The sequence below is a fragment of the Pseudoalteromonas sp. APM04 genome, assembly GCF_022809815.1.
Lineage (GTDB): Bacteria > Pseudomonadota > Gammaproteobacteria > Enterobacterales > Alteromonadaceae > Pseudoalteromonas > Pseudoalteromonas marina.
Map to the genome: position 1 here is coordinate 1,700,532 of NZ_CP094441.1, position 14,191 is coordinate 1,714,722.

14 protein-coding genes and 2 pseudogenes are annotated in these 14,191 nt (G+C 38.6%); 7 read left to right on the forward strand and 9 right to left on the reverse strand.

Features of this window, described 5'->3' with window-relative positions:
* Positions 1 to 47: 47 nt before the first annotated feature.
* A complete protein-coding gene (locus MTP24_RS07960) occupies positions 48 to 569 on the reverse strand; it encodes a hypothetical protein (RefSeq protein WP_243533631.1) in 522 nt (173 codons plus the stop codon).
* A gap of 3 nt (positions 570 to 572) precedes the next feature.
* A complete protein-coding gene (locus tag MTP24_RS07965; protein WP_243533633.1) occupies positions 573 to 1,577 on the reverse strand; it encodes a YHYH protein in 1,005 nt (334 codons plus the stop codon).
* Positions 1,578 to 1,735: 158 nt separating this feature from the next.
* On the opposite strand from MTP24_RS07965, the gene MTP24_RS07970 reads away from it, so the two are divergent.
* The gene (locus MTP24_RS07970; RefSeq protein WP_243533635.1) at positions 1,736 to 2,167 is read left to right on the forward strand and encodes a DUF3859 domain-containing protein; all 432 of its coding nucleotides are present in this window, start codon (positions 1,736 to 1,738) and stop codon (positions 2,165 to 2,167) included.
* Positions 2,168 to 2,302: 135 nt separating this feature from the next.
* On the opposite strand, the gene MTP24_RS07975 is transcribed toward MTP24_RS07970, so the two are convergent.
* The 3 genes from MTP24_RS07975 to MTP24_RS07985 all read right to left on the reverse strand — a co-directional run bounded on the left by MTP24_RS07975 (position 2,303) and on the right by MTP24_RS07985 (position 4,469).
* Entirely contained in the window at positions 2,303 to 2,719 is a 417-nt protein-coding gene (locus tag MTP24_RS07975; protein WP_006792934.1) for a VF530 family protein, read from the reverse strand.
* Between the two features lie 72 nt (positions 2,720 to 2,791).
* A complete protein-coding gene (locus MTP24_RS07980; RefSeq protein WP_243533637.1) occupies positions 2,792 to 3,784 on the reverse strand; it encodes an MDR family oxidoreductase in 993 nt (330 codons plus the stop codon).
* A 49-nt stretch (positions 3,785 to 3,833) separates the two neighbouring features.
* Positions 3,834 to 4,469 (reverse strand): TetR/AcrR family transcriptional regulator, encoded by a 636-nt coding sequence (locus MTP24_RS07985; protein ID WP_243533639.1) that lies wholly within the window; start codon positions 4,467 to 4,469, stop codon positions 3,834 to 3,836.
* A 365-nt stretch (positions 4,470 to 4,834) separates the two neighbouring features.
* Between MTP24_RS07985 and rmf the strand changes: the two genes are divergently transcribed.
* Positions 4,835 to 5,005, forward strand: coding sequence for a ribosome modulation factor (gene rmf, locus MTP24_RS07990; protein ID WP_243533642.1), 171 nt, complete (start codon positions 4,835 to 4,837; stop codon positions 5,003 to 5,005).
* 68 nt (positions 5,006 to 5,073) lie between these two features.
* On the opposite strand, the gene fabA is transcribed toward rmf, so the two are convergent.
* Positions 5,074 to 5,589 carry a bifunctional 3-hydroxydecanoyl-ACP dehydratase/trans-2-decenoyl-ACP isomerase gene (gene fabA / locus MTP24_RS07995; RefSeq protein ID WP_006792937.1) on the reverse strand — a complete coding sequence of 172 codons (516 nt, stop codon included), beginning with the start codon at positions 5,587 to 5,589 and terminating at the stop codon, positions 5,074 to 5,076.
* A 203-nt stretch (positions 5,590 to 5,792) separates the two neighbouring features.
* On the opposite strand from fabA, the gene MTP24_RS08000 reads away from it, so the two are divergent.
* From MTP24_RS08000 to MTP24_RS08010, 3 genes are read left to right on the forward strand one after another with little or no spacing between them, the layout of a single operon-like run.
* The gene (locus MTP24_RS08000; RefSeq protein WP_039036962.1) at positions 5,793 to 6,650 is read left to right on the forward strand and encodes a 6-carboxytetrahydropterin synthase; all 858 of its coding nucleotides are present in this window, start codon (positions 5,793 to 5,795) and stop codon (positions 6,648 to 6,650) included.
* The gene (locus MTP24_RS08005) at positions 6,643 to 7,461 is read left to right on the forward strand and encodes a M23 family metallopeptidase (RefSeq protein ID WP_243533643.1); all 819 of its coding nucleotides are present in this window, start codon (positions 6,643 to 6,645) and stop codon (positions 7,459 to 7,461) included. Before MTP24_RS08000 ends, MTP24_RS08005 begins: the two co-directional genes overlap by 8 nt.
* Before the next feature lie 5 nt (positions 7,462 to 7,466).
* The gene (locus tag MTP24_RS08010; protein WP_006792940.1) at positions 7,467 to 7,898 is read left to right on the forward strand and encodes an acyl-CoA thioesterase; all 432 of its coding nucleotides are present in this window, start codon (positions 7,467 to 7,469) and stop codon (positions 7,896 to 7,898) included.
* Positions 7,899 to 8,078: 180 nt separating this feature from the next.
* On the opposite strand, the pseudogene MTP24_RS08015 reads toward MTP24_RS08010, so the two are convergent.
* Both MTP24_RS08015 and MTP24_RS08020 read right to left on the reverse strand, forming a co-directional pair.
* Positions 8,079 to 8,528 (reverse strand): annotated as a pseudogene (locus tag MTP24_RS08015) (Na+/H+ antiporter NhaC family protein); the annotation flags it as partial.
* Between the two features lie 88 nt (positions 8,529 to 8,616).
* The gene (locus MTP24_RS08020) at positions 8,617 to 11,601 is read right to left on the reverse strand and encodes a Tn3 family transposase (protein ID WP_243530463.1); all 2,985 of its coding nucleotides are present in this window, start codon (positions 11,599 to 11,601) and stop codon (positions 8,617 to 8,619) included.
* Between the two features lie 138 nt (positions 11,602 to 11,739).
* On the opposite strand from MTP24_RS08020, the pseudogene MTP24_RS08025 reads away from it, so the two are divergent.
* Positions 11,740 to 12,756: pseudogene (locus MTP24_RS08025) on the forward strand (ammonium transporter); the annotation flags it as partial.
* Between the two features lie 140 nt (positions 12,757 to 12,896).
* Here the strand turns inward: MTP24_RS08025 and MTP24_RS08030 are convergent.
* The gene (locus tag MTP24_RS08030) at positions 12,897 to 13,472 is read right to left on the reverse strand and encodes a TetR/AcrR family transcriptional regulator (RefSeq protein ID WP_243530453.1); all 576 of its coding nucleotides are present in this window, start codon (positions 13,470 to 13,472) and stop codon (positions 12,897 to 12,899) included.
* A gap of 114 nt (positions 13,473 to 13,586) precedes the next feature.
* Between MTP24_RS08030 and MTP24_RS08035 the strand changes: the two genes are divergently transcribed.
* Complete coding sequence (locus MTP24_RS08035) at positions 13,587 to 14,183, forward strand: cytochrome P460 family protein (RefSeq protein ID WP_243530454.1); 597 nt, start codon at positions 13,587 to 13,589, stop codon at positions 14,181 to 14,183.
* The last annotated feature ends 8 nt before the right edge of the window (positions 14,184 to 14,191 follow it).

Here is a 14,191-nt window from a genome sequence, read left to right on the forward strand (position 1 = left end):
CAGCTTTTGTAATGGGTTTATTTGGCTTGGTAAATCAGCCTAATACTTTAAAATAACTCACTATGCGGAGACAATGGCTCTAGCTCAAATTGATGAATAAGCTGTTGCTGTTTATTGGTAGCGGTAATTTTATAAGTTTGTTTACTACGGTTATTGGCAAATAAATTAATATTGAATTTTATATTGTTTGTCATTAGAGGTGTGAATCTGCCGGTAATGGTAATTTGATCAACAAATGTATTGTTACCGCTGTGCGCCATTTCTGGATGTAATAACAGCCCTTCAATCGAAAAGCGATATTGCTGATCAGACAAATACACGTGCTTTTTAACCTGTTTACTAATGTGATTACGGTATTTATTAAATTCAGTGAGTGAAAGTGTCCCATCGTTGTTTTCGTCAACGCCTAACAATGACGACGCAGGAAGCGACAGCACAACAAACACGTGCTCTTCAACAACATTAAGAGTGCCATGTTGTGCAACTATTAAGTGAGCATGTGTTTTTTGAGATATACAAAAAGCGATAATAATTACCCAAATGTTATGTATTAATTTTGAAAGGCGCATAACTTAAAGCTCTCCTTTTACACAACGCTGAAAAAACGGGTAAGTGTAAGTTGCATAGTAGTGATAAATACCATCTGGAAATTCCGGTGTTACGCCAATACGGCCATTGCATTCATCTAAATCGCCTGAACCTGCAACGTATTCCCAGTCTTGTGCAAATGTTCCTAAAGGGTATATGTCGGTAGAAGGTCTGTTTGTATTGACTGTGGTAACGTGTTGGTAACTTCCTGTCATTGCAACGAGTTCAGAAGTGGCGTCGGTTGGATCTGAGTAGCCATAACGTGCATAAATAGGAAAGCCATCTGCAGCCCAGCCGATTAGTGTCATGGTTGTTTCATTACCGCCTTGCATTGTTATAAACCCTTCGGGCATTCCATGGTAATGATACGTCCCATCTGGTTGCACATGGGCATTGTTTGCATCTGTGCCAAAACTAAATGTAGTTTGGCTTAAAGCTTCTATATTCCAGTTGCCGCTATTATCGCCTAGGTCGCAATTTTCACCTGAGTCATCACAGCTACCACCTGTGCCGGCATCAATTTTAACGCCATTTAAAACAAGCCCTGTTATACCGCGAGGGCCGCCCATCATTGTAGCGGATGACGATTGAACCGGTGTTAATGTAAAGCTTTCATTTACTGATTGTTCTGCGATGGTATTGGGGTTAGCCGGATTAGGAAAAGTGCCTACGTCGTGGTCAGGAATTCCATTAGCAATGATGTCACGCGTTGTGCCTGTGCATGTCCAGTCAGCTGAGCTTGTTGTTTGCACAGAGTCAGCGTTGTTGTATTCGTTGTAAGCGTACTCACATAAAACATTGTATGTAGAACCATTTGCATCAATATTTGAACCGTCAGCTATTGTGCTATCAGTTATTACGTCGCTTATTGAAGTGCTTTGCTCAGAACCACCGCATGCAAAAAGTGATGAGATTGCAGTAAAGCCCACAATTAGTTTAAATTGTGCAACTGAATTTTTAGAAATACTATTTACTAGGGATGTACTCATAACTTTGAACTCACTGATAAAGAGATCAAAATATTATTCTGTAATTGTGCAAGCAATGTGCAAATATAAATGAAAATTATGTAAGTAAACTTTTATATAAGACTAAACCAACGGTTTATTATAAAATTTTGGTATATAAGTAAGTACAGGTTGGATAAATGGCAAAGTTAAAACCCAGCTTTACGCTCCAGAGTTATGGTATTTATTCAACTTGGGATAGTAGTAGCAAGGCTCTTCCACAAATTGAGCAATTTACTACTGATGTGATTGCTGAAATAGACGTAGAATTTGGGCTGATAGTAAATATAAAAAAAGCCAAAGGTGAAAAACTGTATTTTTGTATTTACCATCCAGACATACCTAACGAAGAGGGGGATGTTATGCCGCCTTTTGAAGGCGTTGAATACATTAAAGATAACGATTGGCACTTTTATCTTGGCGATACATTGTGGGAGCCTATTGGCAATAAGCTAGGCCCATGGCGAATGACTTTAACGCTTAATAATAAAATAATTGCAGATAAAACATTTAATGTTGCATTAGAAGCGCAACAAACAGAAGTAGATTTTTGGAAAAAGCGCGGGTACTAGTTCCTAGGCACAACGGCAACATAGGTTTAAATAAGCTAACTTATTCGGTTTACATAGTTATTGTGCTGCAACGCTAAGAACTAGTTAAGACAAGGCATAAAAAAAGCCAATAAAAATTGGCTTTTAAACTCACTCTTAATTACCCCAAGGGTTACTTGGATTAGACCGTTGTTTGCGCTCTCGAGCACGTTGTTTAGTGGCTTTTTTAGCTTGAATGCGTTTTGCGTCACTAAAGCTTAGTTCACAAGGTTCACCTGGTTTATGATCGGCCGGTATAACACGATCACGCGGTGGTAACTCGTACTGAACATCATCTGGTTTAGGCAAGTTTTTAAGGCGGTATAGGTAAAAATTTTCTACCTTTTCTTGTGCCCATTGGGTTTTACGTAAAAATTTTACAGCAGATTTAATATCCGGATTATTTTTAAAACAATTAAGCTGCAAGTAAGCGTGCAGGAGTTCCCACCCGTATTGCTCAACCAGCTCTTCAACCACTTGTTCTAATTTTACGCCTTGCAGTGGATTATTACTGAAAAGTTCTTGGTTGCTCATAGGTGTTGCCTCGTTATTAAAATACAAAGTGTATTATAAATTTAATAACGAGGCTTTAATAGTGTAAATAGCCTAACCTTGGCAATTAACTACAACGCGGCCACGAATTTTACCTTCCATGAGTTGCTCGGCGTTTTCAATTACTTGCTCGAGTGTAATTTCTGTTGAAATTTTATCTAAATAGTCAGCTTTTATTAATGTAGATAGTCTTTCCCATGCTTCAATTCTGTCTGCTTTTGGTCGCATAACACTATCGATTCCGATAAGTGAAACACCTCGTAAAATAAAGGGCGCAACTGATGCGGGTAAATCCATGCCCTGGGCTAAACCACATGCAGTGACAACACCACCGTATTTAAGCGACGCACAAATATTTGCAAGCGTATGGCTGCCAACAGAATCTATAGCTGCAGCAAAACGTTCTTTTTGAAGCGGTTTCCCCGGGTTTGATAACTCATCTCTGTTAATTATTTGAGATGCACCAAGCTCTTTTAAGTACTCGCTTTGATCTACTCGTCCTGTGGCGGCGGTTACGTTATAGCCGAGCTGACTTAATAAATAAATAGCGAAACTGCCAACACCACCGTTTGCACCTGTAACTAAAATTTCACCATCGTTAGGTTTAACTCCTTGTTTTTCGAGTGCTATAACGCTCAACATAGCGGTATAACCGGCAGTCCCAATTTGCATTGCTTGTTTTGGACTAATAGCAGCGGGTAGGGGAATTAACCAGTCACTATTTAGCGCTGCTTTTTGTGCAAGGCCGCCCCAATGTTTTTCGCCAACACCAAAACCATTTAAAATAACATGATCGCCATTTTTAAATTCATCGCTGGTGGAGGTTGTTACAGTGCCTACTAAATCTATACCGGGCACCATCGGAAAGGTTCTCACTACCGGGCCTTTACCTGTAACGGCTAGACCGTCTTTATAGTTTAATGTGCTGTACAACACATTTATTGTGGTATTTTCGTCAGGTAAATCACTTTCTTTAAGCTGTAATAAAGAAGCGCTGTAGTTACTATCTTCTTTATTAATAACAATGGCTTTAATTGGGTTATTCATATCATATCCTTTTAGACCGATCGTCTTTTAAATGGTAAATAAAAATGCATTATGTAAGTAATGCACGTAAAAACATTTCAGTGTATAGCGTAAGCGGTGTGCTTGACTTGGTAAGTTTTGCTCGCATTACTGCGCCTTCCCAACCAATCCAAAAGTACTCGCTCATTAATTGTGTATTTACAGTTTTAGAAATAGTGCCTTGCTGTTTAGCTTGATTTAAACAGTTTTCAATTTGTATTTGCCAAGCTGTGTAGCTTTGCATTAAGCGATTTTTAAATTCATCGCTTAAGTGATTTAATTCTTGGTTTAAATTACCGACTAAGCAACCGCGTTTATAATCGTACTTACTCATGCCTTTAATGGCACTTTGTGTAAAGTTTACTATGCGTTCCAGTGGGGGGATATTTTGTTGATCGAGGTAATGGTTTAGCTTTGCAATAAAGTAACTGTCGTAGGCGTCAACCAACGCAATGCCATAGGCTTCTTTACTTTTAAAGTAATGGTAAAAGGAACCTTTAGGTACTGAGGCTTTTTTTAATATTGTATCGAGTCCTGTGGCACTAAAGCCAAACTCTGTTAACGTTTCTAAACCCGTGCGTATAAGTAACGCTTTAGTATCGGCGTTATCTCTGGCTATTTTAGGAGGACGGCCACGTCGTGGAGATACTGTATTATTTTTGTTCATACCTACATATTAGACCGATCGGCTTTTAATGTGCAAGTACTAAATTCATCTGTTTAAAATTATTTTATGCATTACATTTTTGTTTGAACTTCAGTTATTTTTATTAGTCAATAATTATGGTTGATACACAAATTGTGCGACTTAGTAATTAATGTTTTTAGATAGATACTTAAGTTGTATATTGTAGTGGTATGACCAGGTTGATTCTTTAAATGTTAATTCATTTTTGCATCAGCAGCTTAGTTAATGTCAAACAATTTAATTGTTTTTGTTATTTGAACTTTACATTTTTATTAACTATTCATTAATTGTAGATTTCACTTATGCTACAAAATATATAACTAAAAAAGGTGAGGATAATACCGATGAAGAGACAGAAAAGAGATCGTTTAGAAAGAGCTCATTCTCAAGGTTTCAAAGCAGGTTTAGCAGGTCGTTCTAAAGAGCTATGCCCTTATCAACAGATAGATCCAAAGTCAGAGTGGTTAGGTGGATGGCGAGAGGCAATTGAAAATCGAAATATGTTTAAAACCTAATTATTACCCAAATTTAAGCAAAAAGGCCTCCAAATTGGAGGCCTTTTTGTATTTATATTGTAAATCCATTAAAAAGACGTGGTGTCTTGAAATAAACCTACTTTTAAATCTTTGGCTTCATATATTACGCGGCCGTCTACTTCAACAGTGCCATCTGCAACACCCATGAAGAGTTTACGTTTAATGACGCGTTTCATTTCAAGGCGGTAGGTTACTTTTTTAGACGTTGGAAGTATTTGGCCTGTAAATTTAACTTCACCTACACCTAAAGCGCGGCCAAGACCAGGACCACCTGACCAACCAAGATAAAAACCCACTAGTTGCCACATTGCATCAAGGCCTAAACACCCTGGCATAACTGGGTCACCTTTAAAGTGACAATCAAAAAACCAAAGGGTTGGGTCAATATCAAGCTCAGCAATTATTTCACCTTTACCGTGGCTTCCACCATCAGCATTTATAGAGGTAATGCGGTCCATCATTAACATGTTATCGCTAGGTAAACGACAGTTGCCTTCACCAAACATTTCACCTTGACCACATAGGATCAATTCTTCTTTTGTATAGCTGTTTTTAGGTTCCATAACTCTTTATCTTCGCTTAGAAATTGCCCGTACTTTAGCGTACACTTGTACGCTAAACAACTCGGAGCAGTTAAATACCTACTATATTGAGTATTAAATCATCAATCAAACAATGCGTTAGGTTTTTGCTTTATAAAACCGCGCAATTACAATCAAAAATCATTATAATTAACGCTGTCTTATAACTAGTCTAAAGGAAGTTTATGATCCTTTTTGTTAACTCACTTACTGTGATAGATTTTTCTTACTTATGTAACAAACGCGGCGCCGTTGGCGAGAGCTGGATTGTTGATTTAACTTTGCACGGTAAACTTAACGACGAGTCTATGGTGTTAGACTTTGGATTAGTTAAAAAACAAATTAAAGGTATTATTGATGAATGTATTGATCACCGTTTAGCTATTCCTAATAGCATAAATGGTTCAGTGACTGAATTTGATGAGCACAAAACACTAGATTGCACTTTTGGCGACAACCACCACTTGGCAATGAGTGCACCGCATCAAGCCTATTGTATGATTGATGCCGATGAAATTAATGTGGAGTCGGTAACTGCATTTTTAGTTGATACTATTTTACCTAAGTTGCCCTCAAACATAGAAAAAATAGAGTTATCGTTAAAACCAGAACATAGCCAAAGCTTTTATTATCATTATAGTCATGGTCTTAAAAAACATGATGGTAATTGCCAGCGCATTATTCATGGTCATCGTTCTCAAATAGGTATAAGCCTAGACGGTATCTCCATGCCACGCTTACAAAAAGAATGGGCAATGCAGTGGGAAGATATATACCTAGCAACAAGTGAAGACCAAATAGAACCGCAAAACTTAAAGCATATTAGCGCAAGAGATAATGATGTTTGTTTTGCTTATACATCAGCTCAAGGCTATTTCGAAATGGCCATTAGTGAAACTCGCTGTGATATTTTACCGATAGACACAACCGTTGAATGTATTGCGGGGTATATTGCAGGTCAAGTTAAAGCCAAGCACCCTGAACAAAATGTTAAAATAACCGCGTATGAAGGGGTTGGCAAAGGAGCAATTAGTTATGCTTAAGTCACTTTTATCTGCGTTAGTTTTGGCAACATTTAGTGTAAATTCGTTAGCTGTTGAGCTAAAAGGACACCTGACTCAAGGCGGCTTAGTTACAGGAAAGCTTAGCGATGCGGAGTCTGTTAGTTTAAACGACACACCGTTAAAGCTTTCAAAAAATGGTGATTTTGTATTTGGTTTTGGTCGTGACGCAAAAGCAAATCATACTCTTAGCTGGGTTGATACGAATGGCAAAAAGCATACCCAGAATCTTATTATTACCAAGCGTGATTACAACATTGACAAAATAACGGGTGTTGCAAAAAAATACGTTTCTCCGCCTAAATCTGTAAGTGAACGTATAAGCAGAGAAGCGGTTGCGGTAAGAAATGCCCGTGCTGTTAATTCAGACCTTACTTACTTTTTAGACCCAGTATTAAAACCTGCACAAGGGCGAATTTCGGGTGTGTATGGCAGCCAGCGTTACTTTAATGGTGAACCACGTCGCGCGCATTTTGGTTTAGATATAGCTAACAAAACTGGTTCGCCAGTGTATGCGCCAATTGGTGGCACTGTTGTTTTTGCAGAACCCGATTTATATTATTCTGGCGGAACACTTATTTTAGATCATGGCCATGGTATTACCTCTACTTACATACATTTAAGTAAGTTAGATGTAAACGTGGGTGATAAAGTTAAACAAGGTAATAAAGTTGCTGAAATTGGTGCAACCGGCCGAGTTACAGGCCCGCATTTAGATTGGCGCTTTAACTGGAAAGGCGAACGCCTTGATCCAGGCTTATTAATGCAAGATACGTTAGCCAACAAAAAGTAGAGACTATGACAGACGTAAATCGCGATGCAATTATTGCTCAGCGTATAAAAGATTCAACAACATCAGTTACAAAAACGGTATTCCCAGGGCGTACCAATCATCACAATACACTATTTGGTGGCGATGCATTAGCATGGATGGACGAGGTTGCATTTATTGCTGCAACGCGTTTTTGCCGTAAGCCCTTGGTAACTATTTCGTCTGATAGAGTAGACTTTAAAGAAGCAATACCTGCAGGTACATTTGCTGAACTAATAGCTAAAGTTGTGCATGTTGGTAACACTAGCTTAAAAGTAGATGTTGATATACTACTTGAAACAATGCACAAAGATGATAAACACTCGGCTATAAGCGGTAGTTTTACATTTGTTGCTGTAGATGATAATCATAGGCCAACACCTGTTGTTTGCGCCAAAATGATTAACGGGTTTAAGTAAAATTAATATAAAAATATAAGCACCCGAATTGGTGCTTATATTTAAGGCGCATAAGAACACATCATACTATATTTATTTTAAGATTAATCTTAGCATCGAAAATATATGTCAAAGAAAGATAAACAGGGAATAAGAGCCTTATTACATAATAAGCCTCTTAAATTGAAGGTTTTAGGATACTCAAAGTACCATTGCTGCAATCCAGCCAAATAGTAATAGTGGAATATTAAAGTGTATAAAGGTTGGTACTACCGAATCCCAAATATGGTCGTGCTGACCATCCGCGTTTAAACCAGATGTTGGCCCAAGTGTTGAATCTGAAGCAGGGGAGCCCGCATCGCCCAAAGCGCCAGCAGTACCAACTAAAGCAGCTGTTGCCATCACTGAAAAACCAAGCTCTAGGCATAAAGGAACAAATAAGGTCGCAATAATTGGTACCGTTGAAAAAGAGCTTCCAATTCCCATGGTGATAAGTAAACCAACTAATAAAATTACCGCCGCTGCTATAGGCTTATTTCCATCAAACAAACTTGCACCGCTGTTGACCAAGCTTTGTATATCACCCGTCGCTTGCATAACTGATGCAAAACCTTGTGCTGATATCATGATAAAACCAATCATGGCCATCATGGGGTTCTAGGGATTTTCCCCTCTAAAGTAACATAAATCGCCATAACCCAAGCAGTTAGTGGCTTGTGGAGCTGGGTTACCTTTCATTTTAGACTTCATTTTGAACAATAGGCCTAGTTATTTCCTGTAAATCAGGTAGTTTGCGGTTACTAGCGAACTGATAAGTGCCGCTTAGATTAATATTCTGCCATGCAACGGGTGATACTTGTCGAGTTATTGCAGCTTTTTCCTCGTCACCAACGTCTTCAAAGTGCAGTAGTAGATGACTTAGGATCATCGAGTTAAAGTAAATAATTGCATTTGCCGTCAAACGGGCACACTCGTTCCAAACGACTATTTCTGATTCGTTTTTTCCGCGGAACTGGTCACGATTGACCGATGCAATGGCTCGCCTGAGGAAATGCCAGGCTTCGCCTCGGTTCAGTGCTCGTTGAACATATTGGCGCAGACTTGCATCATCAATATAATCAAGTAAATATTGGGCTTTGATGAGCCTATTATATTCCGTTAATGCTTGTAATATAGGGTGTCCAGATGGATAACCAGATAATTTGCGTACTAGCAATGCCTGTGTTGTGCGTTTTTCTTGAAGGGATAACACAATACGCTGAATATCCTGCCAGCCTTCCTCAATCACATTCATTTTTATCGGCTTTTTCAGCGCCAGATGCGTATTTCCGTCGTCGCTTTCAGTTACGTTAAATAGGTCATTGATCACACTGGTGAACTGAGCATACCTAGGCGCAAAACTATAACCGCATAAATCCAATAAGGCATAATTAACATGATTAACACCATGGGTGTCGGTTGAGAGTACGTCAGGCTTAAGATCACTAGTATTAGATTGTAGTAAGTCGTAAATATAATGGGACTCATGCTCATTAGATCCTATTATACGGGCATTTAACGCACTATGATTGGCAACTAACGTCATGGCCGTAATACCTTTGTTGGTGCCGAAGTATTTCGAGGAGTAGCGAGTTTTAAAAGTCTCAAGGTGAGTTTCAAATTTTTGCCCATCGGTACTGGCGTGTAGGACGTCTTCTTGGATGTGATAGTGACGGAAAATAGGGAGTGCCGCTACTGCGTTATTGATGATATCACTTGCCTCTTGCAAGGTTTCAGGCCTAATATAATTAGCTTGTATAGTGCTTAGATGCTCATAACTGCGATCAGATATTTGTGCCATCCCATATACGCCACGATGTGTCGCATTCGCAATGAGAATAGCCAATAAATCATCCTGATTGGCGCCTACTTGTTTTTGGATTGGCAGCACGTGTGCGAAGCATTGCATAAAGTTGGTTTCTTGTTCAACATAACGCAACACATCAGCAATACTGACGGGGATCATCTGTTTAAAGAAGGGGTTGTTGACAAATGATCGGGAGCCTTTAACTGGCAGTCGCCATCGTGCGCCACTTCGGCTCTTCATGATCACATTGCGGTTATCACCATTATCAATGTGACGAGCAACATCTTCTAGGGATGTTGCTAAGCGTATTTGTTTTACTTGCAGTAGCTTCTGAATCGGCTGCTTTAGCTTTTCCAACGTTGACGATGCCAATAGATCAGACTGTATTGACGATGCAATTAAGTCGTCTTCTAGCGCACGATATTTAGTGACGTTTGATAAGTAAATTCGACCATTAAGCCGAGAAGCCAGTTGACGGTAAAGCAACCATTCGTATCGCTGTGGATGAACAACATCGTTGTTGAGTAACCATGGACGATGTTTTTGTTGGATAAGTGTACTATCCATTGTTTGCAATGTATTACCTGCTAATAGTTCTGTTTTTGTGGTTCTGAGCTGTGTCACCAATACTTCTGAGCCTTTACCTGCTTGGCATTCAAGACATAGAAACACGGGCCTTAATAACTGTTCAAGTAAGGTGTTTTGATCATCATAATATTGCCATTGATATTCTTCTACTGTGCGTTTTTGCTTTTTTAAGTACAGGCATAGCGTTTCTATGTCTTGGTTATTCATTACACTCAATGCTTGTTGCCTAACCGTTGCAAATGGTTGATTATCGTCGATACTGTCATCAACAAACAGATGGAGTAATTCTGCAGCTTTGGTGACATTGTCCGCAGCTGACCTCCATGAATCAAACACTGCCTGTTGGGCAAACGCATGCGCAGCTTCTTGTTGTTTCCGGATATGATGAATAAAACCATCAGTCAGTCGCTCTAAGCTTTGCCGTATGCGTTGAGTCAGAAAACACAGCAACCATAGGTGTTGCTGTGGACGCTTAAAGCGTTTTAGTTTACTACCATAATAATCCACCATTTCACCGAAGTGTTGTTGGTTTTTAGACGATAAGGCTAAGTCCTTAACAGCATCATCAATCTGTCTTGTATAAGGCTGTAACTGATGATAAACAATCAGTTCTTTTTTTAGCTCTGTCACCATAACGCTTTTTGCACCTGCTCGAAGCTGGCTTAAGGAGAGCCCATCTTTGTCATCGATAATAGTATTTAGAAATTCGTGTAGTTCAGATGAAACATGAATACGAAGCTTATTATTTAACCCCTTCTTTACCTGTTGGATAACACGACTGATAAGCTTTTGTAAGACAGTATATTTAGGGATGGCAATTCTATGCGTTGCTAGAGATTCAGCGGCTGCATCGAATAGATAACGAGGCTCAAGCCAAGCTTTGCCGACCATAACAAGATGATCGTACAACGGCGCAAAGTGCAGACTTTCGTCCCATTTCTGATAGTTTAATAACCTCAGTATTCTTTGATATATACGGTCACGTTGCATCTTATTTATGCTGAAAGGCCTGATCCCTTTGCCTCCTTGAACTTGCGTTGAAATAAACTGCATATCGTCAAAGATGAGGTTAAAGCTAGGTGAAAGAATGACAGGCTTAGACTTAAAATACCCTAATAAAGCAATGAAATAACATCGGTGGTTCCTTAGGCGAATACTTTTCGACTCTGTTAACTCGATCTCGTTTGGCGTAAAATACAATCGTTGCTGTTCAAGTGATAATAGCGGCGGAGAATATAGATCAAGCTGCTCAGCTTTGGTAAGAATTGAGAGTTCGTTTTTTATAGCCATAGGAATTACGTTAAGTTTAAGGGGTAGTTAACCTCATAATTTGCCATACTTTGGAGAAGTAACCCACCTTTGTATGCCTTTAGATATCGTGAGTATGGCGATTTATGTTACTTTAGAGGGGAAAATCCCTAGAACCCCTTTATTGGTGATTTCAGTAAAGTATTCATGGTAGGCATAACGAAAGAAACTCTCTCTGGTGATATTCCTGAAAGTTTATTTATGTTATTTCAAATGACTTTTGCAGTAATAACTCCAGCGCTAATTATAGGTGGGTTCGCTGAACGCATGAAATTTTCCGCAGTACTTATTTTTAGTGGTTTATGGCTATTAGCTGTTTACACACCTGTTACTCATTGGGTATGGGGCGGTGGCTGGCTAAGTGAAATGGGCGTATATGATTTTGCAGGTGGTATTGTTGTACATATTACAGCAGGTACAGCTGCCTTAGTTGCTGCTATGGTTTTAGGTCCACGTAGAGGTTTTGGTACAGCCCCATTATTACCACATAACTTAACCATGACAGTAACAGGTGCTGGTATGTTATGGGTAGGCTGGTTTGGTTTTAACGGTGGTAGTGCACTAGCAGCTAACGGTGATGCTTCAATGGCGATGTTAGTAACTCATATCTCTGCCGCTGCAGGTACATTAACTTGGGCTTTTATTGAATGGAGAAAATTCGGTAAAGCGAGTGTTATTGGTGCTGTTACAGGTATGGTAGCGGGTTTAGGTACTATTACGCCAGCATCAGGCTTTGTTGGACCAGGTGGTGCATTAATTATAGGTATTTCAGCAGGTATTGTTTGTTATTATTCAACAGTATTTATCAAACAAAAGCTTCGTATAGATGACTCTTTAGATGTTTTCCCTGTGCATGGTGTCGGTGGTATTTTAGGTACATTTTTAGCGGGTATTTTGTCAGCAACAAGTTTAGGTGTATTCAGTGGTTTTGGTTTTGCCGATGGTATTAACACAATGGGCGAACAAGTTTATGTTCAAACTGTTGGTATCGTTTCAACACTTATTTACACAGCCGTAGTCACTTATGTATTACTTAAATTAGTTGGTTTGATGACTAACGGTTTACGTGTTGATGAGGAAGGTGAAGAGAACGGGTTAGACTTAGTTGATCATGACGAGTCTGGTTATAACCTTTAACTCTCACAAACATTAATATTATTACCCAAAAGGCATAGCGTTAACCGTTATGCCTTTTTCTTTTTATTGAATGTTATGACATTTATTAGCCTAAATAGAGGGTACTCAATTAAAAGACAAAAACGGTAGTATTCACTGCCCTATATACCCAATAACTTCACCTGTTGCTTGGCCAATGCCTTCAATCTGTTCTTTGTATACCCTAATTTACACATTAATCTAAAGCCCATATAACCAGACATAACGGCATCAACTTTTGATAGAATTTCTTCATCATTTTTATTTAAATCGCTAGTTAAGAAATGCTCAAAAAAAACTTGAGCCATAGGTGCAAATAATTCGCTAACTTTTTCAGCAACAGACTTATCTTTTCCTCCAAGCTCACTAGCTGTATCACATAAGAGGCATCCTCTAGAAATTGTATTTTCACTACCTTGTTCTATAGCTTTTTCTAAAATATTTTTGTAGCCTGTAGTAATTACTTTAGAATCAATCATCATACTAACAACCGCACTTATTTCTTTCTTACCGTAGTATTCAAGTACTTTAAAAAACAATGTTCGTTTATCTGTATATGCATTATACAAACTACCTCTACGAATTTTCGTCGCATTTTCAAGATCTTCAGTCGATGTAGCGTTGTAACCTTTCTGCCAAAAAATCGACATAGCATTATTTAGTACGGTTTCTTCATCAAACTTTCTAGGTCTTGCCATCTAAAATTCCTGTTCATAATTAGTTTTTATATGAATATACCAAAATAACTTTATAAAGTAGAGAAAAAGGTTTATATTGGTACGGTAATTCAAAAACAAATAAAGGACCACATTATGATTAGCTCTTTTTCACGCACTGCCTTATTAGGAGTAGTGCTTGCATTCACAAGTACAGTATCTACAGCTGATACACTAAATAACTTTGTTGCCTCTGATGGAACACCACTATTACCAGACAACTTTAGAAGCTGGGAGTTTTTAGGCAGTTTTACAGGTTTAGCTCCTGATAAAAATGGCTCACATGAAATGCATAGCGTTTATGCTAGCCCAGGTACAGTAGAGTATTATCAAGAAAACGCGAGCTATCCAGATGGAGCCGTATTAGTAAAAGAAGTTTTAGAAACAAATACTGAAAATTTAACAACTGGACGTATTTCTTATGCAACCAAAACTAAAGGTTGGTTTGTTTGGATTAAAGATAAAAAGAACAGATTTCCTGAAAGTAAGTTATGGGGTGATGGCTGGGGCTGGGCATTTTATGCTGCTGGTGATAAACCCGTGCTACAAACAACAGATTATAAAAATGATTGTTTAGGTTGTCATATACCAGCAAAAGACACTGATTATTCGTATATCCGAGGCTATCCAACGCTTCAAGCAGTGCTTAACGCACATGATAAAAATGTGTCTGAAAAAGAAAAAGCTAAATAACCTGAATT